The sequence below is a fragment of the Cyclobacterium roseum genome (assembly GCF_010119225.1).
Classification (GTDB): Bacteria; Bacteroidota; Bacteroidia; order Cytophagales; family Cyclobacteriaceae; genus Cyclobacterium; species Cyclobacterium roseum.
The window spans coordinates 197574-219802 of sequence record NZ_WNKF01000008.1; the positions used below are offsets into that span (position 1 = coordinate 197574).

Sequence of the window (22229 nt, forward strand, 5' to 3'; positions counted from 1 at the left end):
CATAAAAGAAAAAACGAAGTGGATAGTACTAACACTTTGAAATAAAGATCGAAAACAATCATTTATATAGTGCAAAAATGAAAGAATACATCACTGGGGCCTTCCTACTATTTGGCGTTTTCCTGATTTCCTGCACAGAAAAGCAACAGGAAGGGGAAGCCAGGCAACCCAATATCCTCTTTATCGCCGTGGACGATTTGCGGCCGGAGCTCAATTTTTATGGGGCAGATCACATTCAGTCCCCTCATCTGGATAAACTGGCCAGCCAAAGTCTCATATTCAACCGGGCCTTTTGCAATGTGCCGGTTTGCGGGGCATCCCGCGCCAGCTTGCTGACGGGAGCCAGGCCTACACGCAACCGATTTATTGACTACAAAACCTTAAAGGATGCAGACTATCCGGAGGCAGAATCCCTGCCCATGCATTTTAAAAACAACGGGTACACCACCGTTTCCAATGGGAAAGTGTATCACCACGCCAAGGACGATTCCCTGGCCTGGGATGAGATTTGGCATCCGGATGTAAGGTATAACTACGCCACCGAGGAATATAGGGAAATACGTGCAAATACCTTTCGCGGCATGCCCATGGAAAATGCCGATGTGCCCGATTCTGCTTACAGAGACGGTAAGTTGGCGTTAAAAGCCATAGCTGACCTGAACAAACTCAAGGAGGGAAACCAACCGTTCTTTCTGGCACTGGGTTTTTACAAGCCGCACCTGCCTTTTGCCGCTCCCAAAAAATACTGGGACCAATATCGCCGGGAGGAAATCGAGCTTCCTGAAAATTACCGGCAACCGGAAACCACCCCCCGCAAGGCCTATCACAATTACGGGGAACTCAGAAATTACGAAACCATACCCGAGGAAGGTCATTTGCCGGAGGAACAGGCAAAGGAGCTGATACACGGCTATTATGCCTGCGTCAGCTATACCGATGCCCAGATCGGCCTGGTCCTGGACGAATTGGAGCGACTGGGCCTGGCAGAAAACACCATCGTGGTCCTCTGGGGGGATCATGGCTGGAATCTGGGAGACCACAAGCTTTGGTGCAAGCACGCCAACTTCAACTCCTCCCTCCGGGTCCCCATGCTCGTCAAAGTCCCGGGAAAAACCAATGGACAGCACACCCATTTTATCACCGAGACGATCGACCTGTACCCCAGCCTTTGTGAGCTGGCAGGTATCGAAAAGCCGGATCACCTGGAAGGAGACAGTTTTGTTTCGCTGATGGAAATCGGGACACGGGAAAAAGACCATGCCGTTTCAAAATTCCATGATGGCGTAACCCTGGTGAAGGGATCATTTCAGTATACCGAATGGACCGATGATCAGGGTAAAGCCTATGAAAGGATGCTCTTCGATCATAATACCGACCCCTTGGAACTGGATAACCTGGCCGAAAAGGAGAAATACCAATCCAAAGTGGATGAATTATCAAAGGAATTGAGAGAGCGATGGGGCAAGGATTTTCTAAGCAAAGGTAAGTAATAAAGCAAATGAAGATAAAGCAATATTTCATTCGGGCAGCGTTGATTTCAGGGGTTTTCGCTTTGCAGTTTTGTGTGGAAAACAAACCTGAAGGAAGCGATCAGGATCAGGACAATCCAAAGGAAAAAAGCTGGGAAATTCTGGAATGCGAGGGCAGCCCAAACGCCAGACATGAGAACAGCTTTGTGGAAGTAAGCGACAAATTTTATTTATTGGGAGGAAGGGGTATCAAGCCCGTAAATATCTTCGATCCGGCAAGCAGCACCTGGACTTCCGGGGCTGAGCCACCAGTAGAAGTGCATCATTTCCAGGCAGTGGCCTATGCCGGTAAGATTTATATTATCGGAGCCATGACAGGACCTTATCCCCGTGAAAACCCCCTGGAAAATATCCTGATTTATGATCCGGCCAATGATACCTGGGAAATGGGAGATCCTATTCCGGAAGAAAGGCGCAGGGGATCTGCAGGAGTGGTCGTAGATGGTGACAAGGCCATCATTCTGAGTGGGATCATTGATGGTCATTGGGCCGGGCATGTGGCCTGGACAGACCAGTATGACTTTAAGACGGGCGAATGGACCGTACTGGCAGATGCTCCCCGGCCCAGAGACCACTTCCATGCAACAGTAAATGAGGGGAAGATTTATGCTGCAGGCGGTAGGAATTCCTCTGCCAAAACCAATCAATCCTTTGAATTGACCATCCCCGAGGTAGATGTTTATGACATGGCCGAAAATTCCTGGAGTTCCCTGCCTGAGGAACAGCCTTTGCCTACCGAAAGGGCAGGTACTTCAAGTGCCTTTTTGGGGCAGCAGCTCATTATTATCGGAGGAGAGAGTGGCAACCAGGAAGTGGCACATAGCGAAGTAGAAGCTTACCATACCGGTACCAAAACCTGGAAAAGCCTTGATCCATTGGTCAGGGGACGACACGGTTCTCAGGCCATAGTTTACCAGGATGCCATCTATATCGCTGCAGGCAGTGGCAACCGGGGTGGAAGCCCGGAGTTGGACACCATTGAGCGGTATGGGGAAGAGTAAATTTTCTAATAATTGCCAGCCCTCACCAATATCCCTATTTATTAATGGTAAATTTAGAAAAAAGGAGTACTTTTAGTATTTCTTTTTCTTAACATTGATAGAAAAATAACCTGTTACATGCTTAAATCGATTTCTACCATCCTTGTATGGATGGCTTTCACCCCCTTTATTTGTCAGGCCCAATCCACCAACCAACCGAACCAAAAACCCAACATTATCTTTATCCTGACCGATGACCAGCGCTGGGATGCCCTGGGGCATGCCGGGAACGAGCTGATTCATACTCCGGAAATGGACCGCCTGGCGGAAGAAGGCGCTTACTTTAAAAATGCCCTGGTCACCACGCCCATTTGTGCGGCCAGCCGAGCCACCATTTTCACCGGACTGTATGAACGAACTCATGCCTACACTTTTCAGACCGGTCCCATCAAAGCCGAATACATGGAAACGTCCTATCCCAAACTGCTGAAGAAAGCAGGTTATAGGGTGGGATTCTACGGCAAATATGGGGTCAACCACAAGGACCTTGCCGGGCAATTCGATGTATACGACTCCTATGACAGAAACGGGCAATTTAAAGATCGAAGGGGCTATTTTTATAAAACAATCGGAAGCGATACCGTCCACCTGACGCGCTACACCGGACAGCAGGCCCTGGACTTTATCGACCAGGCGAAGCCCGATGAACCGTTTTGTCTTTCCCTGTCCTTCAGTGCCCCTCATGCCCACGACCCGGCCGAAGACCAGTATTTTTGGCAGCAGGAAGTGGACCCGCTGTTGCAGGGCATTACCGTTCCGGATGCTGACCTATCCGAGGACCGCTACTTTGAAGCCCAGCCAGAGATCGTCAAGTCCGGCTTTAACCGTCTGCGCTGGACCTGGCGCTACGATACCCCCGAAAAATACCAGCACAGTGTAAAAGGCTATTACCGCATGCTGTCGGGCATAGACCTGGAAATCGCCAAAATCAGGCAACAACTCAAGGCCAAAGGTTTGGACCAGAATACGGTCATTATCCTGATGGGAGATAATGGGTACTTTCTCGGAGAAAGGCAATTGGCCGGCAAATGGCTGATGTATGACAATTCTATCCGGGTGCCATTAATGGTCTACGATCCCAGGCTTACCAATCACGTGGATTCAGAAGAGATGGCAGCCAATGTGGATGTACCCGCCACCATTTTGGATTTGGCTGGGGTCCAGGTACCTGAAGCCTACCAGGGCAAGAGCCTGATGCCGGTGGTGAAGGGAGAGCGGCTCAATAGGGATACCGTATTGATCGAGCACCTTTGGGATTTTGAAAATATCCCGCCAAGTGAAGGCCTGCGCACGGCAGAATGGAAGTATTTTCGCTATATCAATGACAAATCCATTGAAGAATTGTACCACCTTAAGGACGATCCAAAAGAAACCCATAACCTGGCTAAAGATCCGCAGCATGCTACCAGGCTAGCAGCTTTTCGAAAAAAGCTGGACAGCATGGGTGAAGCACTCTCTGATGCAAGCACCGCTGCCCCTGAAAATCTTCATGTAGAAATGATCCGTAATCCTTCAGGGTTGACATTGAAGGATACCAGACCTGAATTTGGCTGGCAGGTGCCGGAAGGCCTGGTTTTTCAGTCCGCCTATCAGATCCTGGTGAGCAGCTCAGAAGAAAAAATCAACCAGAATATGGGAGATGTCTGGGACAGTGGCAAAGTACAAGGAAATCAATCCTTTAACCTTGCCTATGGAGGGGATGCCCTGGAGGATAACAAAACCTATTATTGGAAGGCAAGGCTTTGGGATGGAGACAACCGTACCGGCCGGTATGCTGCGAGCCAGGAATTCCAGGTGGCGGAAAATGGGGGATACCTGACCACGGCAAATGGATTTTTAAAGGAAGATATCCTGCCTCAAACGCTGGAAAAAGTATCAGGGGATACCTGGATGGCTGATTTTGGTAAAGCCGCTTTTGCCAACCTGGCTTTCCGCTACCAGGCAGATAAACCGGAAACCCTGACCGTTCGCCTGGGTGAGCAGCTGGAAGGAGGGAGGATCAACCGGGACCCGCAGGGCCATATCCGCTTTCAGGAAGTGGAGGTGGCAGTCAGTCCTGAAAAAGATCAGTATGTGCTTCAGTTGCCGCCTGATGAGCGGAATACAGGCCCGGCGGCAGTGGCCCTGCCGGATTCATTTCCGGTACTGCTGCCTTTTCGCTATGCCGAAATCGTAGCCCAAAAGCAGCCGGAAACACTTACCCAGCAGGCCTATTTTGGCTATTTTGAGGGCGACCAAAGCCATTTCAGTAGTTCAGACACCATACTGAATCAGGTATGGGACCTGTGTAAGTATTCGATGAAGGCCACTTCCTTTGCCGGTATCTATGTGGATGGGGACCGGGAGCGCATTCCCTATGAGGCGGATGCCTATATCAACCAACTCAGCCATTATGCGGTGGATTGGGAATACCCCATTGCGCGCAGGAGCATCGAATACTTTATGGAAAACCCCACCTGGCCCACCGAATGGCAGCTGCATGTGGCGCTGATGTTTTACGAGGATTACCTGTATACGGGCAATACCGAGCTGATTGAAAAATACTACGAGGAACTGAAGCACAAAACCCTGATGGAGTTGGCTCGGGAAGACGGGCTGATCAGTTCGTCGAGGGCTACACCTGAATTTATGAAAAAGCTTGGCTTTAAGGATCCCGATGTGAAGATGAGAGACATTGTGGACTGGCCACCAGCACAGAAAGACACCGGTTGGGAGTTGGCCACGGAAGAAGGCGAACGGGACGGATTTGTGTTTACTCCCATCAATACCGTCATCAACGCTTTGTATTTCCGCAACCTGGAAATCATGGGAGAATTTGCCCGGATCATGGGTAAAACCGGGGAAGCCATGGAGTACGAACTAATGGCTGCTAAGGTGAAGAAAGCCGTTACGGAGAAATTAATGGATCCCGAAACCGGCATTTACCTGGATGGGGAAGGAGCCGGACATTCCTCCCTGCATGCCAACATGATGCCGCTGGCCTTTAATATGGTGCCCGACGAAAACATTCCGGCTGTGGTGGAATTTATCAAATCCAGGGGTATGGCCTGCAGCGTCTATGGATCCCAATACCTGATGGATGGCCTTTACAATGCCGGGGAGGCAGACTATGCGCTGGACCTGATGACAGCCACCCATGACCGCAGCTGGTGGAATATGATCGCCATCGGCTCCACCATCACCCTGGAGGCCTGGGACATGAAATACAAGCCCAATGCCGACTGGAACCACGCCTGGGGAGCCGTGCCCGGTAATATCGTGGCCCGGAAAATGTGGGGCATCCTGCCCAAAACACCGGGAGCTGGTTTGCTGGAGATCCGGCCCCAGCTGAGCAGGCTGACGGAGACGGCTATCACCGTGCCTTTCCTTACCGGCAAGGTGAATGCTTCCTACAAAAGGGTAAACAATCGCCTGCAGCGCTATGCGTTTGATTTGCCTGCCAATGTATCTGCCGATTTGTTTTTGGAATTTGGCCCTAACGATGCGGTTTCGCTCAATGGAGAAAAAGTCAACACCCAGTTTGGTTCCATACGGCTATCTCCGGGACAGAACGAAATTGAGTTGCAGGTGAATTCTTTTTGAAATTACAGGTGAAAAATGGTAGAAAGGGTATTGTTTGCCCCAGACTATTGATGCTGCAAGACGAAATTGAGAGGATCGATGACAGGAAGGTCTGAGGCGAAGAAATCAGGGCTATTTGTGGTTATAATAATTTCGCAGGCCCCGCTTTGTGCACAGCAGTATTGCAGGCCATCTTCGTAATCCGGCCAAAGGTCAAAATTTAATGCAGAAAGAAACGAGGGATTGAATGGAGTAATCTGAAGAATAGCAAGATAGGCATAAGCACGCTGAGCAGCTGTTTTGGGATTGTTGATTTTTCGGTCAATGAAATAAAGCAATTGATAAAAAGTGATAAGGCTAATGTGGCCTGTCCATCTTTTTCGCTCTATTTCATTAAAAATATAATCAATGGCCTTTTGTTGGTGCTTTTCCGCATCGGCGAAGTGGAAAGAAAGGATAACATTGGTATCTAAAAAAAGATGCTTCACAGCAAATGTTATTTTGTAGTTTGACGATTCCTTCTTTTGTTCAAATGGTTTTCAATCTGTTTTTGATTGGGTCGACTACCCGGTTGCCTGAGATTTTGAAGGTTTTTGCTTAGGATCACTTCTTTCTGTTCAAAAGACATGAGCGATTCCAGAAAGCTTTCAAACAAGCGCGAGACATTCGTGTTTTTTTCTTTGGCGAATGACTTTGCCCATTTAATCTTTTCTTTATCCTTTATGCTTAAAGTTAATTTTTCCATACGTGTATAAATTCATTAATGCCAATAAACATACGTATAATATTAAACGTTTCAAAATAGTTACTAGATGCCTGCGAAAGCTGCCTGTATTATTTCAGGAGAGAAATAAGGCAGGTATCCACTTCTATAAAACAGTCTATTTGGGCAGGAAAGTGCCATTTATAGGGTAATAGCTTTTCTCCCTATTGAGTTTCAAGAGAGGATTCTTTGGATCAATTGCCTACTGCTTTAGCTATAGGCAATTGGGATTTGTGCGTATCGTTGGCTTTAGCCAAATCCTATATCCTTAACCTTTCCCATCCAACTTTCATCCATTTTGGCTAAAGTTGCATTCCTATTGAAGTGGTTTTGATACTGTTTGATGGGCCATAATTTGGACCATTTCAGAATAAATTTCGTTCCATTTCAGCCTTTTCCGACCTGCAGATAAACCTGATACGCAGATATAATTTGCATCATAACTGATAAATCAATTGCATTATTGGTAAAACAGGTGTATATTTAAATATTAAGTTTGAAAGATAAATACTCATGGATAAACTCACCAAAAAAGAAGAAGAGGTCATGAAGATCCTTTGGAAGCTCCAAAAAGGCTTCGTTAAAGACATCCTGGCAGAGTTTCCTGACCCCAAACCCCCATACAATACCATCTCGTCCATCGTCAGGATCCTGCAGGAAAAAGGTATTGTGGACTATAAGCAATACGGAAATACTTATGAGTATTTCCCCTTGCTCTCTAAGGAAGCATACCGGAAACGATTCATGAAGGCCTTTGTCAGTGATTATTTTGATAATTCTTTTTCCAAAGCGGTGGCCGCTTTTATAGAAGAAGAGCATCTTGATCAGAAAGAGATTGACGAAATTCTAAAACTTATCAAATCCAAATAGCCATGGAATCGATTCTATATTACCTTTTAAAAGTTTCCGTGGGAACAACTGTTTTCTATGCAACCTACTTTTTTCTCTTTCGGAAAAGCAAAGGGTTTGTATTTAACCGCTTCTATTTGTCCGGGTCTTTTCTGGCAGCTTTTATCATTCCCCTAATTTCTTTCTCCACTGAAGTCCAGCTTTCGCAGGCAAGCACCTATTTTTCGGAGAGTGTCGGTACCACGGGATGGTCGGCACCATCCACAGGCACTGAAAGCTACCCTAGTGTAGCAGCAATATTAATTTACCTCTATGTGATTGGACTGGTAATTTGTTTGGCCAGGCTGATCTTTGGCTATATAGTGGCTGCCAGGATAAGCAAAAGTTGTAAGGAAGCATGTATAGGTGGAATGAAAGTCTGTATAGCTGAAGAAAATGACCTGGCGTTCACCTTTCTTGACAAGGTCATAATAGGGAGAAATTTATGCGGTCATCCGGCTTTGGAAATGGTTTTGCAGCATGAGGGCGTACATTCCCGTGAACGGCATTTCTACGACATCATCCTGGCCGAATTGCTTTTGGCCCTGCAGTGGTTCAATCCTTTTGCCAGGTTTCATGCCCAGGCCATACGGAACAACCTGGAGTTCCGGGCGGATGACAGGGTGATCAGCGTTTCGGATAAACAGGAATATCAGTACACCATGCTCGCCATGGCCCTGAACAGCATCAACTCCCCATTATTTACAGCCATTAATTCAAGTAACCTTCAAAAACGAATGATCATGATGAACGCCAAAAATAAAAACCGATTTGTCAGCCTTAGCAGGTTGGCCATTCTGCCCGTATTTGTCCTGCTACTGGTATCCCTTTCCGGGAAGGAAACGGTAGCGATAAGCGATAGCGGGTCAGGTATGGAGAAATTAAGTCAGCAGGTGCAGGAAAATCCTTCCGATTCCATAAATTCAATTGAAGGGATAAATAAGTACCTGTCAAAAAACTTAAAATACCCCAATGATGCAAGGTCAGCCGGGTTAATAGGATCGGTAAAACTTTATGCCAGGGTCAGCCCCGATGGAGTTATACAGGAGGTCCTGGACGTGAAACCTGATGAGGAATATGTGGCATATGATGAAGTCGTCATTATTGGGTATATGGGAGAGCGTTCTGAAAATTTAAAAAAAACCAAATCCTACCGACACCAAACCCTTTTGGCAGAGGGAAAAAGGGTGGTTGAATCCCTTCCAAAATTGGAAATTACCGACTTTCAGGGGAAACTGGTTCAGTTTACTTTTAGATTCGACTTACGTTCGCCAGATGACAGGAGCAAAATATGGGAACGGGATATAGACCAGGAAACAATAGACCTGATCTCAAAATGAAATCGGGAATTGTTTTAAAGTAAGTTTATCCGCTTTATCAACCTTAACATGAAAATGAAAGCTTATCTTAGAACACGCTATGGGGGACCGGAGGTGCTGCACTTGGGCAGGGTGGCAAAGCCTACCGTTAAGAAAGGCCACTTACTGGTAAAGACAGCGGCAAATTCGGCTAATCCCGCCGACTGGCATATTTTACGAGGAACACCCGTGTTAGCCCGGTTGGCTTTTGGATTGATAACTCCCAAAAACAAACTACTGGGAGCTGATTTTGCGGGGACGGTGGAAGAAGTAGGGGAAGATGCAGGCCAGTTTCAGGTAGGAGAACGGGTATTTGGGGAGGATCTAAAAGGAGGTACTTTTGCCGAATATGCAGTGGTTCCCGCGACTGCTTGTGCCCAGATGCCGGAGGGCAGCAGTTTTGCGACCATGGCAAGCATGCCAGTTGCAGGGCTTACGGCTTTGCAAGCCCTAATTACTCATGGCAAGCTTCAAAGTGGGGAATCGGTCCTTATCAACGGTGCCTCCGGTGGCGTAGGTCATTTGGCCGTACAAATCGCAAAGGCGTATGGAGCGCGAGTGACTGGAGTTTGCTCAGAAAAAAACCGGGATTTTGTGCTGTCTCTGGGAGCGGATGCGGTCATCGCCTACGATGAGGAAAACATTCATGGCCATCCGGGGAAACACGACCTTGTTTTGGATACCCACGGTAACCTGTTTTACCGGGACTTTACCCGTATGGGGAAGCGGGGTGTGGTAATCGGCTTTACCAACATGAAACACTTGGCAGTCTTGATGTTGCGAGGAGCCCTTGGTAAATTTCCCATGACACAGTTCACCGCGGCGGCCAACAGCCCTGATCTCGAAACGCTGGCCTCCCTGGTAGAGGAGGGGAAAATCAGTGTCCATCTGGAAAAGACCTATTCCTACCGGGACATTCCAAAGGCAATTGCCTATATAGAAGCCATGCGAACACGGGGTAAAGTGGCCATGGTTTGGGAGGAAGGCTAAATATTTTCAAACCGAAATGGCCTGGTTTCCATTTTTTCTTTCCGGCTAAGACGTAAAAAAAACCTTACTATTCTAGATTTTTAGCAGCCTGCCTGTTTCAAAATTGAATTTTAAATTTAACTTTGCAATTCAAAGTACTTTTAAAATGAAAAAGGAACAAGATTACCTAAAAGATATTACCGAAATTCGGAGCCTGATGGAGCGGTCTTCCCGGTTTTATTCCCTTTCCGGCCTGGCCGGCATTCTGGCTGGATGCTATGCGTTGATAGGTGCCTTCCTGGCTTATTGGATGTTTGATTTTAATCCAACCAGCATAATGGATCCCATTCTTCTTTCAGGAGGGATTTCCCCCAATCTGGCAAAAACGTTGATGACCGCAGTATTGGTTTTAGTGCTGGCAGTAGGCAGTACCGTTTTTCTATCCTATCAAAAAGCATCTAAGAGAAAGGAAACCGCCTGGAGCCCTACCGCCCGGCGGCTGGTCCTCCAAATGGCTGTTCCCTTGATCGCTGGAGGCGTTTTGATGCTAATAGTGCTTGGAAAAGGAATGACGGGTTTATTGGCGCCCCTTTCACTGATTTTTTATGGATTGGCCATTTTCAATGCCGGTCACGCAGCCTTTGACGAATTAAAGCCGCTTGGTCTATTGCAGATCGTCTTGGGCTTATTTTGCGCCCATTTTATTCCCTATGGACTCTTGTGCTGGGCCATCGGGTTTGGCTTGCTTCACATTCTGTTTGGCCTTTACATGCATGTTACCTACGAAAAGTGAAAACTTCGATCCACGGACTACATAAAGTATTTGAAAGCCGGATTCGGTTGGGCATTATGTCCGCCCTGATGGTCAACCAAAAGCTGGATTTCAATGAGTTTAAGCAATTGCTAGACCTTACGGATGGGAACCTTGCCAGTCACCTAACAGCCTTGGAAAAACACCGGTTTATTCAGGTTAAAAAGCAGTTTGTAGGCAAAAAGCCCAATACCAGTTACGCGGCTACGGAGCTGGGCAGGCAAAAATTCACCGAACACCTGAATACCCTGGAAGCACTTATCAAAAAAGTCAGTCAAAAATAAATCACCCACATCTCCATGTCCTCCCATTATGAAAGAGACCATCCGCAGACACATCAACGAACCAGGGCAACTGGAGTCCCTGTACCGATCCGACAAATCAGGCTTTCGCCAGGCATTCCGGGACCTGTATCCAGAGCTTCAGAATATCCCCCTGGCTACTTTCTGGCAAGAACGATTGCAGCACAAAGGAGAGGGCATCCATTGGGGAGGCCGCAGGGAATGGCTGTTAGTGTTCTTACTGGCACTTTTGGCCGGCATTTCCGCTAAGCTTCCGGTAATTCTGGGGGTAAGTGAGGATTTTTTCTATCCTAGAAATGTAGGATTTACCCTGTTTACCACGCTAACCATCTATTTTTCCTGGAAAAACCAGCTGCCAAAGGAAAAAGTTCTTCCAATAGCCCTGCTTACTTTAAGTAGTATTGTCTACATCAATTTGCTACCCGAAAATCCGGCCAGTGATACCTTGGTGTTGGCTTACCTTCATTTGCTTGTCATTCTGTGGGGTGTTTTCGGATATTCTCATGCAGGTGGAGAACAGAAGATACGGGAAAGATGGCTTTCTTTTCTAAAATTTAATGGCGATTTACTGGTTATGGGCGTTCCGATAGCCATTGCAGGAGGGCTTCTGACCGGCATTACACTGGGCCTGTTTTCAGTGATTGGCTTGGATATCGAAAAATTTTATACCGAGTACATTCTCATTTTCGGGCTGGCGTCGCTTCCGATCATCAGTACCTACCTGATCCAAACCAACCCACAGGTGGTAGGTAAAATATCTCAGGTGATCGCTTCCCTTTTTAGCCCGCTTGTACTGCTGATGCTGGTTATTTATCTGGTAGCTATTCTTTATTCGGGAAAAGATCCATACAATGATCGGGATTTTTTGATACTGTTCAATGCTTTGTTGGTAGGTGTGCTGGCCTTGATTTTCTTTTCGATCTCGGGCTTTTCGTCGGTATCCAAAAAGAAATTGGAAATTTGGATTCTTGCCCTTTTGGCTGGAGTAACCATTTTGGTGAATGCGGTGGCCCTGTCGGCTATCGTATTTCGATTGGCGGAATGGGGCATTACTCCCAACCGAATGGCAGTTCTGGGAGGGAATGTGTGGATACTCATTCATTTGTTATTGGTAAGTTGGAAATTGATCGGGGTTCTAAGGGAGAAAACCGGAATGTATAAAGTAGAAAAAGTCATGGTTTCCTATTTGCCGGTTTACTTTATTTGGGCACTTCTCGTCACCTTACTCTTTCCGTTTCTTTTTGGATTTGCCTAAGCCCCTGCTTCGGCGGAATCCCTGGCTCCCCTTGGTAATTCCTGTCGGACAATTGTGGCTGGTGGTTTCGATCCTCCGAAAAATTACGGACGGCCCAAATTGCCCGTTCGTGTTTTTTCCTGGCACTGTTTTACTGACTGTTGACCACTCAGTTGCGGCTATTGAAAAATACTTGCGTGGAAAACAGATAAGATAGTATTTTTTTCGTACATTCACCGAAGATCATGATTTTGGTATTTTTCCATCATAGGGCCCTGTTACTTCCCTGCTTTTGTTTTTCAATGAAAGCAGGTAGGCTATTTATTGGCCACAATAAAGCCTTCATCAGCTAAACCCTCTATCCCGAAGATCAGGGTGGAGGGTCGCATTTTTATCACCTAAGTGCCTTAAAATGGCAACACATTCCTCAAATACGTATTTAAATAATTCAAATAATGTTACCAATCATTAAAACTAGTGATGCAGACCGCATCTTTAATCTTATCAATCATTTAAGCCCTACTGAAAAAACAAAGGAGGTTAGGCAGCTAGTCAGCGAAATTCAAAAGGCAAAAAAAGTGACAGATGCCGCGATGCCCCGGAAAGTCATTCAATTGGGTAGTTATTTTGAAGTCAAACTTGAAAAGCAAGATCAGGTGATTGCAATGACACTGGTGCTTCCAAAATATGCTGATTTGAATTCTTTTAAACTTTCCCTGTTTTCGCCTCTGGGCGTTGCGCTGATCGGGTACAAGGAAGGGGATCGCATAGAATGGCCTTTGCCTGTAGGGAGAAAGATTATCCAGATCCTTAAGGTGAAAAACCCCGAAGCAGTGCCGGTGAGTTAAAACGTGTTTTCCAAAACTTCGTTCCACAGATCTATGAAATGGGTATACAGCATCCGCAATAAACGTAAGCTTTCCCTTCTGTTACTGGCAGTAGTAGGGGTGGTACTCTTGAATCATTTTCAGGAAAGAAGCAATGCCGATAAAATGAGAACAGCCATGGCTGCCATTTATCAAGACCGGCTGTTGGTCGAAGGCTATATTTACGATATATCCCTGAATCTGTCTGAAATGAGGGCAGCACTCCAGGAAGAGAAACCGAAACAACAGCATCCTGCCCTGGCCAAGAACCTGGAGCAGATAAACCGGCTTACCGGATTGTTTCAGGAGACTGAACTGACTACGGCGGAGGAACAGCACCTCCGCCATCTGGTAGGAACCGTTGAAAAGATCGGCAGTTTACTTACGGAGGATGTTTCTAAGCTTAAAATGGAAGCCCAGCTCGCTACCGCTATGGATGAATTGCAAAAACTATCCAGCATCCAACTGGAAGAAGGAGAGCAGATCCTTTCTCAGTCAGAAAAAATATTCCACTCCGGAGAGCGGTTTGCCCAATTGGAGATCGTGGCATTAATTCTGATTCTGGTCTTGGTACAGACCTTGATTTTTTCCGCCGATGTATTTAATAGGAAGACGGGCATTCCCTACCATCTCAACTGATTGCTGGGAGATTTACAATCCCTCGTATTAAAAAAACTTCTTAGACCATCCACAGGTAATCTTTTCCTTCTTTAAAGGAATGCCTGTCCAGAAAACCCTGTATCCACTTTTTGCCTTTTAAGTTTCCTACCAATATCAGGATCAAGGCCTTTCCTTTTAGGTCTTCAACCTTTTCCTCCAGAATTCGAACCGGAATTTTATCTTCCCTTTCCTCCTTTTTTAGTGCCAGGTATCCGCTAATATGCAGCCCTTTTTTCCTGAAGGGACCCAGCCTTTTTTCCACGGAGTGTAATCCTTTATGGGAAGAATGACAGATACGCTACAATCTGTCATCAGGATGGGTTGTCTGGGGCATCTACATTGCCTACCACCACTGTCCATTTTCTGATTTCCCAGGAAAGAACCAACCCGTTTTTTACATAAGGATCCTCCGCCACAAACGCTTCCGCGGCGGCAGGACTTTCTCCCCGAAAGAGGAGAATGGCCTGGTCGGCAGGATCTGCCAGCGCCCCACCCATCAATAGTTGGCCTTCATCGTGGAGCTTTTCGGCTAGTTCCAGGTGTTCTTTGCGATAGGCGCCCCTTTTTTCCAGGTAATCCGGTGAAACCGTGTAAATAAGAAGGTAGTGATTCATGTTGACCAATGGTTTATTCAATAATACTCATTACGGATGAAATTTTGAAATCCTCACAGGGAGAATAGTGCTGTTCCTGCTTGCAGATACCCCATAAGATACTTTGTCTCACTTACTTAAATATCCTGCTAGTGTATTTTTAATTTGAATTTTTACTATATTGATTGCAGATTTATGCATTCCCCCTATTCTGCTATCTCTAAAAACCAGCATTTGCCATGGAAGAAAATGACTCCACAGGTCCCGATCCGGAAACAAAACCTTCCTTTCAGGAATTGCTCCCGGATGCAGCCCATTCAGGAAACAAGCTGCAAGCTATTACGGCTGTGTTTAACGGGCTTGGAATCGGGTTGTTTTTAGGGCTTCTGATGGGCTTGTCGGTATCGCCGGTGGTGAGTGGCGTGGTTGGCACCATTACTTCGCTGCTCGCCGTTTTGATCGGGTTGAATGAAAAGTTTCTGGATCCGGTCAAAAGCCTGCGCATTGGTTCTTTCGGCTTGTTTTCTGCCGTTGGGATTTTGTTGGGACTTTATATTCGCTCCAATGATCCCTTTGCACCCAGCCTGTCGGATAAAATGGACGAATACCTGGATATTGGTTATAGTCCGGAAGAGGCAAGGCTTCTGGTGACGGATTTTATCAGGGCGGATTCCTCCCTGGCCGTACGTCAGGCCAATGTGCTTTACAGCACTGAGCTGAGTATTACGGCTTGTGATTTTCTTGTCTATGCTGAGGAATCAACTGCTGCGGCCGAGGTGTTTAATACCTTCGAAACAGCAGGTGGAATATGGGCGAAACTGGTTCCTGCATTACAAAACAGCCTGAGTGAAGCCCAGACCAAAACAGCCTTATTGTCCCTGAGAGATGGGTTTTGCTCCAGCAGCTCTGAAGGAGAACAGCGTCTGATCATTCCGGAAAGTATCTTAAGCCAAAACCCGGATCAAGGTCTAGACGCATTGGAACAACACTTGCGTTCTCTGGAAGCCCCCTGGCCGGGGATTTCCAATTCATTGGAAGAAAACTTCACTCCGGATATACGGACCAAAGCTTATGCTGCGCTACTTCAAGTATTTAACGATGAATAAATTCCCCGTACTTCTTTTTTGGGTAACCTTTCTTTTGGTTTTCCCTTCCTTAGCCCAGTCCTTTGACCCGGGTAAGGTGAAAAATGCCCTGGTGAAGGTGGTGGTGGCTGCCGATAACCGCAGCTCGAACGCGTTGACAGGTTTTGTCTGGAAATCCCCCAATCAGGTGGTTACTTCCCTTCATGGCATGAGCCGTACGGGAGACATACGTATCTTGTATCCGGGACAGGCCTGGAGAAAAGCCCGGATCAAGAAAGTCCTGCAAAAGGCGGATCTGGTTTTATTGGAATTGTTACCCGGAGAACCCGCTCCTCCCGCAGGAATTACACCCTTGAGCAACTTTAGTCCTGAAAAAGTGGGTTTTGGCACCAGCGTGTATGCGTTGGGTTTTAATGGAGGTGCCATCGGTAGTTCGTCCCGGCAGATGAAAAAAGGATTTGTAGACCCCGAAACCCTGGCAAACCTGATTCCCAAAAAAGACAAGGATGCCCTGGCCCGAATTGGGTTTCCGGCACTGGACTTAAACATTCTTTATCTGGAGGGAAGTCTGCTGCCGGGATTTTCGGGAGCCCCTGTATTTGATCCCCAAGGCCGGCTGATTGGCATTGGGGATGGGGGATTGGAAAAGGGGGCCAGCAACGTGAGCTGGATCATACCCGCCTACTACCTTTCAGAGCTGGAACGTTCTACGTCCACCAGTCTCCCTCCCGGATTCGAAAACCTCGTACAACTTTTTTCTGCTGCCGCCAAAATTGAATTTACGGAGGAGGTAGTCGCTGCTGCGACGGGATTTCCGAATGGATCCGTTTCTGCCGGGGATAGCGAACGGTATGTTATGGAAAAATTACTGGAAAATAGTTTCGACGGTTTTGAATCCGAATCGATTGAAGCGTTGGGTTTTGAGTTTTACCCTATCAAAACCCGGTCGCTCAGTGAGATGATGAATACTTCGGATGATCCGGAAAACATTCAAAAGTTATCGGATGAATTCGCATTGGATCTCAACATCCAACTCGATTACGATGCGATGTACTATGATATCTACGAAGATATCAACAACGGCGTGGTTCTGGCCGTACCTGAAGGACGCAGCCTGGAATACAATCCGGCGGAAGAAGCCTTTCAGGTAGTCAATACCGATGGCAATGACATGCAACTTTATTTCTATGGGGTGCAAAATGATTTTTCAGAAACGGATTTTGAAGAATTGCTGCTGGTAATGGGCGAGGTAATCAACCAAAATTTTGCTTACCGCTACGGCATGAGCGGGTTTACCGTTGACGAAGAATATTCCGTTTGGGACGAGTTTGACGGAGGAAGAAAAGTAGCCTGGATTCTGTCCCTGGGAAACGAATACCTGATGGGGCAGGACGGTCTCCAATACGCCTTTTATGTGTACATGACCCTGCTGATGACGGAAGAAAAAACCTTTATGGCCATTGCTACGATTCCGATTCCCGTCGAAATGTTGGCCATGGCACTAACGTATGGCTTGGATTGCAACAACCCGGGTATTTATGCCGAGTATTGCACCTACTTCAATCAGGTATTCCAGACCTTTTCCGCCGCTCACCTGGCTAATTTTGCGTATTGAAACCAGGTCCGTTGGCACTTGATTAAATCAAGATGCTGACGTTTTTCTAATTGGTTGGATTACTCTTGCTTTTCAAGTTCGCAAATAAGCATTTCTATTTGCTGTTGGTTGGCTTCAATTATCATTTGTTGTTCTTTAATTGCATTGACCAGAACGGCCATTAAATCCATGTATTTCAGTTTTAGATGTTGGTCAGATTTATCTATACTAACCAATTCTGGCATAATTAATTGTACATCCTGGGCCATAAAACCCATCCGTTTTTCTGATGACGCATCAGCTTTGTAGTGGTAGATTTTAGCATCCAATTGCAATGCTTCTGAAAGACCATATGGAAGCAAAGAAATATTGTCTTTTAGCCTGTAATCTGAACCAGCCTGTATGCAATTATCATCTTCCGAGCAATCGCTGTCAGCACAATCGATCAGTCCATCACCATCGTCGTCGATATTATTGTTACAAATTTCTATTTTGATATCTCCGTCATCATCGTTTAACGAGCAGGAGGAAAAACTTACAAATAGAATTAAGATAAGGACAAAATGAATGTTTGTTTTCATGGCATAGTCGCTTTTATTATTTTGAAACAAAACCAATTTATAAAAAATATTATTATAATAAAGGATTTTACCTTTATTTTATTAGATCCTTTTTCATGCACCGCAGCGTCCACTGAAAAATGACCGGAAAAACAGTGTCCATTCGAGGAAGTACTGTTTTTTTAATTGCCGATTTGTTTTTTAACTCCCGGTTTAGCCCTTTAGCGCACCGGCCCGGGGAATACGGGCAGGCTTTCTGCTCCATGGGCTCCCACGGACTGTACGGCAAAGAAGTAATTATCCTTGGAGTAAGGCAGCTCCATTTCCAGCTCCTCCGTATAAAACTTTCGTTCCCACATGGAATCGCTGGTTTCCCGCATTAGCACGTAATAGCCGCTGGCGGTGCCGTTTGCAGGGCTTTTCCACCTTAATAAGGTGGCATTACTCAAACGGCTGATATCTACGCCTACCTCTTGTGGTACCCCCGGGGCCGAGGCAAGGCTGGTCAGTACTGCCAGATTTACAGCGGTGTTTTTTCTGAGGTATTCGTAATCGATGTAGTCGATCAAATCTCCGTATGGCTGCCCGTCTTCCATCCGGATGTCCTGGTGTTGATGGAAATAATTTTCATTCATTTCGCACAAGCGTACGGCCGTAAATCCTTCTCTGGAAAAGGGGGTATGGTCTCCGCCTCTTAAAAAGCGGTCGTTTCGGTATATTAATTTAATTTCCAATTGATCCACATAGCGCTCACCCACATCCTTAATGTAACGGGCCAGTTGCCGGGATTTGCTGTCATTTTCGGCATTGGTAGACCGCCGGAGAGAGGCCATCTGCTCGGTTTCAAAAAGGGGTACGCCCTCACTGAATACGCGCAGCTTGGTATTGTCCCGTAGATTCGTGCCGCTGGAGGTACTGTTTCCGATCATGTCATTGTTGATCATGGCCACCAGGTTCCAGTTTTCGTTTTTTGCTTTCCGGGCAAGGTGGGCAGCCCCGATCAGGCCCTGTTCTTCTCCGGAAACAGCTACAAAGATGATGGTGGCAGGAAAGGATTGCTGGCTCATGATGCGTACCATTTCGATCAGCGCGACTACTCCGGAGCCGTCGTCATTGGCACCCGGGGCATCGGCTTCGGCATTCATAATATCCGATACCCGGCTGTCGATGTGCCCGCTCACCACAAAAATCCGGTCATCCTCCGGATCCGCTCCTTTCAGCGTAGCCATTACATTGCCCATTCGGGTATCCCGATCTACCCGACGGCCATCCGCTTCCACCTGGAAATAATCGATCTCTGCTGTCAGCCTGCCGCCGGAAGTACTCTCAAACGAGCGAAAGCGGGAAAGGACGTATTGCCTGGCGGCTTCTATTCCACGTCCCTGCTGATCCTGGCTTAGCGTATGACGCGTGCCAAAACTCACCAAGCCTTCCAGGTATTTTTGCAAACTGTCTTTTGAAACGGCTTTTACCATTGCTTCAAGTGCCGGTTTCCGGTGGATGGAAGTAACCTGAGCCATTCCCGGCAAGGTTGACAACATAACTAAGCCTTGGAATAGCAGGCCAAAAGAAATGATCGGAAAGAAGTGGATTCGGTTTTTCATGCTACTAAAGTAACCATGGAAAAATGATTCTGGCAGCCATTGCTAGAAAATCTACTTCAAAAAATAGCTCCGGTGGCTGCTTTCTTTACCATTCCGATAGTTATTTTTGCAGCTCAAATGAAGTACCTTCTTTGTCTGAAACAAGCTATAAGCAGGAATCCTATTTTCTAGCACAGGTTTTGATATCAAGTAAGCCAGTTCTATACCCTATAACGTAAACTACCATGCCGCATCTTTTGATTTTTGTTCGTTTTCTTCTGATTGGATTGGTATTCATACAGATAAGTTGTGTACGAAACCCCGTCACGGGTAAAAAGCAACTGGTCCTGATGTCCGAAAAGCAGGAGATACAAATGGGAAAGGAATCTGACCCGGAAATTATGGCTTATTTTGGCAGGTACGAAGATCCGGACTTGCAGGCTTTTATTACCGAAAAGGGTGAGGAAATGGCGGCCGTTTCCCACCGGCCCAACCTGGCTTATGAATTCAAAATTGTAGATTCACCGGTAATCAACGCCTTTGCGGTACCTGGAGGATTTGTGTATTTTACCCGGGGTATCATGGCGCACTTCAACAACGAGGCGGAATTTGCAGGCGTGCTAGGCCATGAAATCGGCCATGTGACGGCCAGGCATTCGGTCATACAGCAGCGCAACAACCTGCTGGGGCAGTTGGGAATGATCGCCGGTGTGGTGCTCGTGCCCCAGTTGTCGGAATTTATTGAGCCCCTTTCCCAGGGCATGCAACTGGCACTGTTGAGTTTTGGCAGGGATGCCGAGCGTCAATCCGATGAATTGGGTGTGGAATATTCGTCCAGAATCGGTTACGATGCCGTCGAAATGGCCGGTTTTTTTGAAACCCTGGAACGGAAGCAGGAAAAAGCCGGTGGCAGTGAAATACCGGAATTCCTATCCACCCACCCCTCTCCGGCCGAGAGAAACCAGACCGTAGCCCAACTGGCCGCCACCTGGAAGGAAAAGCTGAACCTGGAAGCTACCGAGGTGAACAGAGAAGCGTATTTACGTCGGATAGAAGGTTTGGTGTACGGCGAAGATCCCCGCCAGGGATTTGTAGAAAACAGTGTCTTTTACCATCCCGAACTTAAATTTCGTTTTCCGGTACCCGGTGACTGGAACCTCCAAAACTCCCCACAGCAGGTACAGATGGCTCCCAAAAGCGGGGAAGCCGTCCTCACGATGACGCTGGCTTCCGGCAATAATTTCCGGGAGATGGCGGAGCAGATGGTGGAACAATACAAACTAGACGTACTTTCTGTCAGCGAAGAAAAAGTCAACGGTCTGACTTCCCTTCAACTGCTGGCGGAGCAAAAACAGGAAAACGGTTCCGGTATCCGCTTGTTGGTTTATTTTATCCAACAAGGTGATGTTAGCTACCAGTTAATGGGATTGGCCCAATCAGCCAACTATACTACCTATGAATCTGCCTTCCTTTCTACCATGAAAAATTTCAGGGAACTGAAAGAAGCGGACAAACTCAACCGGCAACCCGAAAGACTGCGCATCGTGACCCTTTCCCGAAGTACCAGCCTGGAGCAAGCCTTGAAAGCGCAAGGTTTTTCCGATGACCGCCTGGAAGAACTGGCCATCCTAAACGGAATGGACCTAAACGAATCCCTCAGTGCGGGAACCTTAATTAAGGTACCAAAATAGGAAGACTGAAAATTACCCTTTAATTCAAAGGGTTCCAATCCGGTACCTTGTGGAAGTCTGTCGGGATGTGCTCCGGTCTGCGGTTTTTGATGATAAGTCGAAATGATGATGTCGTCATTGCGAGACTTAACATTTTAAAAAAACGCAGAAATCGGGATGACGGTATTTGTTTTAATAGTCTAAAAATCAATATGTTAAAAAAATAAAGAATGGCAATCAAATCACCTCCCCCCGGGCCCCCTCCTGTTTTCAGGAGGGGGCCCGGGGGGTGGTGAAAATACGTCATGGGTAGCGATAGCGAAGCAATCTGAATCGGGGCGTTGATGTAAGGAGCTCAAGAGAAGGTCAGTTAGATACGATAGAGGTGTACGCCTTCCAACAGACTGCCGCGGGTGCTAGGGCGGTTGATGAAATACGATTGGAGTCAGATTAGCACCCTCGCAGTGACGGGTCGCGTTTGCAGTGAGCACACCGCGTCATTGCGAGTGACGGAAACGGGTCGCGGTTACTCCAACGTCGTCATTGCGAGTGATAGCGAAGCAATCTGATTCGGAGTGTTGATGTAAGGAGTTCGAGAAAAGGGCATTAAAATACGCTGGATGTTTACCCCTTTTTTCCCTTGAGGATGAAGGGTCATTATTTTTTCTTCATTCATGGGAGTATGTATTAAAGGTACAATACCAATTTACGAAGTTTTTTTATTCCCTGAATTCATATTGAGGCAATAATTCCCGATACCATTCCTCCAACCGATTATCTTTAAATACAAAGAGGTAAAACTCGTCGTCATTTGGAAAGTTTCGGTAAGATAGGATTTCGACAAGGATGCCGTCTTCCATCCGTTTCTCTGCGATGGTATAAGCGTTTCCCAATATCCCGGTCACATGCTCCCGTGACATCCCCAATTCCAGTGCTTCCATATCATTACTGCGGAGCGAAGAAAAAATACCCGGTGCACAGGAGGAAAATGCTAAGGTCAGTACGAATAGGTAAGTAAGCGGCTTTCTGTACATAATTTGAGTCTTTGAGCGGTAGGTATTCATTCTCTTTTCTAAGCGCTGCAAAATTAAGGATTTCGGAGAAAGATTCCATTTGTAGTATTGTTCTTTTTAGGAAAAATAACCAACCGGATTTAAGCTCAT

General features: G+C 46.7%; 22 protein-coding genes. 14 read left to right on the plus strand and 8 right to left on the minus strand.

Translation table 11 applies throughout. The features are described 5' to 3' along the window. Window positions 1–77 precede the first annotated feature (77 nt). The 3 genes from GJQ68_RS13285 (at window position 78) to GJQ68_RS13295 (ending at window position 6151) form a co-directional block, all read left to right on the plus strand. Window positions 78–1490: a sulfatase gene (locus tag GJQ68_RS13285; RefSeq protein ID WP_162417734.1), complete on the plus strand. Its 1413-nt coding sequence runs from the start codon at window positions 78–80 to the stop codon at window positions 1488–1490. 8 nt (window positions 1491–1498) lie between these two features. Then, the gene (locus tag GJQ68_RS13290; protein ID WP_162417735.1) at window positions 1499–2530 is read left to right on the plus strand and encodes a Kelch repeat-containing protein; all 1032 of its coding nucleotides are present in this window, start codon (window positions 1499–1501) and stop codon (window positions 2528–2530) included. 117 nt (window positions 2531–2647) lie between these two features. Continuing rightward, window positions 2648–6151, plus strand: a complete 3504-nt coding sequence (locus GJQ68_RS13295) for a sulfatase-like hydrolase/transferase (protein WP_162417736.1) — start codon at window positions 2648–2650, stop codon at window positions 6149–6151. Window positions 6152–6195: 44 nt separating this feature from the next. Here GJQ68_RS13295 and GJQ68_RS13300 read toward each other — a convergent pair whose 3' ends face one another. Further along, window positions 6196–6618 carry a type II toxin-antitoxin system VapC family toxin gene (locus GJQ68_RS13300; protein ID WP_162417737.1) on the minus strand — a complete coding sequence of 141 codons (423 nt, stop codon included), beginning with the start codon at window positions 6616–6618 and terminating at the stop codon, window positions 6196–6198. A gap of 8 nt (window positions 6619–6626) precedes the next feature. Beyond that, window positions 6627–6875, minus strand: a complete 249-nt coding sequence (locus GJQ68_RS13305) for a DUF6364 family protein (RefSeq protein ID WP_162417738.1) — start codon at window positions 6873–6875, stop codon at window positions 6627–6629. Window positions 6876–7406: 531 nt separating this feature from the next. Here GJQ68_RS13305 and GJQ68_RS13310 point away from each other — a divergent pair. The 8 genes from GJQ68_RS13310 to GJQ68_RS13345 all read left to right on the plus strand — a co-directional run bounded on the left by GJQ68_RS13310 (window position 7407) and on the right by GJQ68_RS13345 (window position 13960). Then, a complete protein-coding gene (locus tag GJQ68_RS13310; RefSeq protein WP_162417739.1) occupies window positions 7407–7763 on the plus strand; it encodes a BlaI/MecI/CopY family transcriptional regulator in 357 nt (118 codons plus the stop codon). Window positions 7764–7765: 2 nt separating this feature from the next. Continuing rightward, window positions 7766–9121 (plus strand): M56 family metallopeptidase, encoded by a 1356-nt coding sequence (locus GJQ68_RS13315; RefSeq protein WP_162417740.1) that lies wholly within the window; start codon window positions 7766–7768, stop codon window positions 9119–9121. Window positions 9122–9175: 54 nt separating this feature from the next. Then, complete coding sequence (locus GJQ68_RS13320) at window positions 9176–10129, plus strand: NAD(P)-dependent alcohol dehydrogenase (protein WP_162417741.1); 954 nt, start codon at window positions 9176–9178, stop codon at window positions 10127–10129. A 145-nt stretch (window positions 10130–10274) separates the two neighbouring features. Then, a complete protein-coding gene (locus GJQ68_RS13325) occupies window positions 10275–10901 on the plus strand; it encodes a hypothetical protein (RefSeq protein WP_162417742.1) in 627 nt (208 codons plus the stop codon). Further along, complete coding sequence (locus GJQ68_RS13330; RefSeq protein ID WP_162417743.1) at window positions 10898–11203, plus strand: winged helix-turn-helix domain-containing protein; 306 nt, start codon at window positions 10898–10900, stop codon at window positions 11201–11203. The genes GJQ68_RS13325 and GJQ68_RS13330 overlap by 4 nt, the downstream gene beginning before the upstream one ends. A gap of 28 nt (window positions 11204–11231) precedes the next feature. Further along, window positions 11232–12476 carry a hypothetical protein gene (locus GJQ68_RS13335; protein ID WP_162417744.1) on the plus strand — a complete coding sequence of 415 codons (1245 nt, stop codon included), beginning with the start codon at window positions 11232–11234 and terminating at the stop codon, window positions 12474–12476. A gap of 434 nt (window positions 12477–12910) precedes the next feature. Next, window positions 12911–13303: a GreA/GreB family elongation factor gene (locus GJQ68_RS13340; protein ID WP_162417745.1), complete on the plus strand. Its 393-nt coding sequence runs from the start codon at window positions 12911–12913 to the stop codon at window positions 13301–13303. 33 nt (window positions 13304–13336) lie between these two features. Continuing rightward, the gene (locus GJQ68_RS13345; protein WP_162417746.1) at window positions 13337–13960 is read left to right on the plus strand and encodes an MCP four helix bundle domain-containing protein; all 624 of its coding nucleotides are present in this window, start codon (window positions 13337–13339) and stop codon (window positions 13958–13960) included. A 40-nt stretch (window positions 13961–14000) separates the two neighbouring features. Here the strand turns inward: GJQ68_RS13345 and GJQ68_RS13350 are convergent, their stop codons facing one another. Beyond that, window positions 14001–14243, minus strand: a complete 243-nt coding sequence (locus GJQ68_RS13350) for a hypothetical protein (protein ID WP_162417747.1) — start codon at window positions 14241–14243, stop codon at window positions 14001–14003. Window positions 14244–14292: 49 nt separating this feature from the next. Further along, window positions 14293–14595: a YciI-like protein gene (locus GJQ68_RS13355; RefSeq protein ID WP_162417748.1), complete on the minus strand. Its 303-nt coding sequence runs from the start codon at window positions 14593–14595 to the stop codon at window positions 14293–14295. Window positions 14596–14813: 218 nt separating this feature from the next. Between GJQ68_RS13355 and GJQ68_RS13360 the strand changes: the two genes are divergently transcribed. Together GJQ68_RS13360 and GJQ68_RS13365 are read left to right on the plus strand one after the other, a co-directional pair. Beyond that, window positions 14814–15680, plus strand: a complete 867-nt coding sequence (locus tag GJQ68_RS13360) for a hypothetical protein (protein ID WP_162417749.1) — start codon at window positions 14814–14816, stop codon at window positions 15678–15680. Then, complete coding sequence (locus tag GJQ68_RS13365) at window positions 15673–17274, plus strand: S1 family peptidase (protein ID WP_162417750.1); 1602 nt, start codon at window positions 15673–15675, stop codon at window positions 17272–17274. Before GJQ68_RS13360 ends, GJQ68_RS13365 begins: the two co-directional genes overlap by 8 nt. Before the next feature lie 59 nt (window positions 17275–17333). Here the strand turns inward: GJQ68_RS13365 and GJQ68_RS13370 are convergent, their stop codons facing one another. Both GJQ68_RS13370 and GJQ68_RS13375 read right to left on the minus strand, forming a co-directional pair. Next, window positions 17334–17834 (minus strand): tail fiber domain-containing protein, encoded by a 501-nt coding sequence (locus tag GJQ68_RS13370; RefSeq protein WP_162417751.1) that lies wholly within the window; start codon window positions 17832–17834, stop codon window positions 17334–17336. Window positions 17835–18034: 200 nt separating this feature from the next. Further along, on the minus strand, window positions 18035–19354 hold the full coding sequence (locus GJQ68_RS13375) for a M20/M25/M40 family metallo-hydrolase (RefSeq protein WP_202927940.1): 1320 nt from the start codon (window positions 19352–19354) through the stop codon (window positions 18035–18037). Window positions 19355–19641: 287 nt separating this feature from the next. Here GJQ68_RS13375 and GJQ68_RS13380 point away from each other — a divergent pair, with 287 nt between their 5' ends. Beyond that, on the plus strand, window positions 19642–21087 hold the full coding sequence (locus GJQ68_RS13380) for a M48 family metalloprotease (RefSeq protein ID WP_162417752.1): 1446 nt from the start codon (window positions 19642–19644) through the stop codon (window positions 21085–21087). 505 nt (window positions 21088–21592) lie between these two features. On the opposite strand, the gene GJQ68_RS13385 is transcribed toward GJQ68_RS13380, so the two are convergent. Both GJQ68_RS13385 and GJQ68_RS13390 read right to left on the minus strand, forming a co-directional pair. Next, window positions 21593–21742, minus strand: coding sequence for a hypothetical protein (locus tag GJQ68_RS13385; protein WP_162417753.1), 150 nt, complete (start codon window positions 21740–21742; stop codon window positions 21593–21595). A gap of 43 nt (window positions 21743–21785) precedes the next feature. Then, a complete protein-coding gene (locus tag GJQ68_RS13390; RefSeq protein ID WP_162417754.1) occupies window positions 21786–22100 on the minus strand; it encodes a hypothetical protein in 315 nt (104 codons plus the stop codon). Between the last annotated feature and the right edge of the window lie 129 nt (window positions 22101–22229).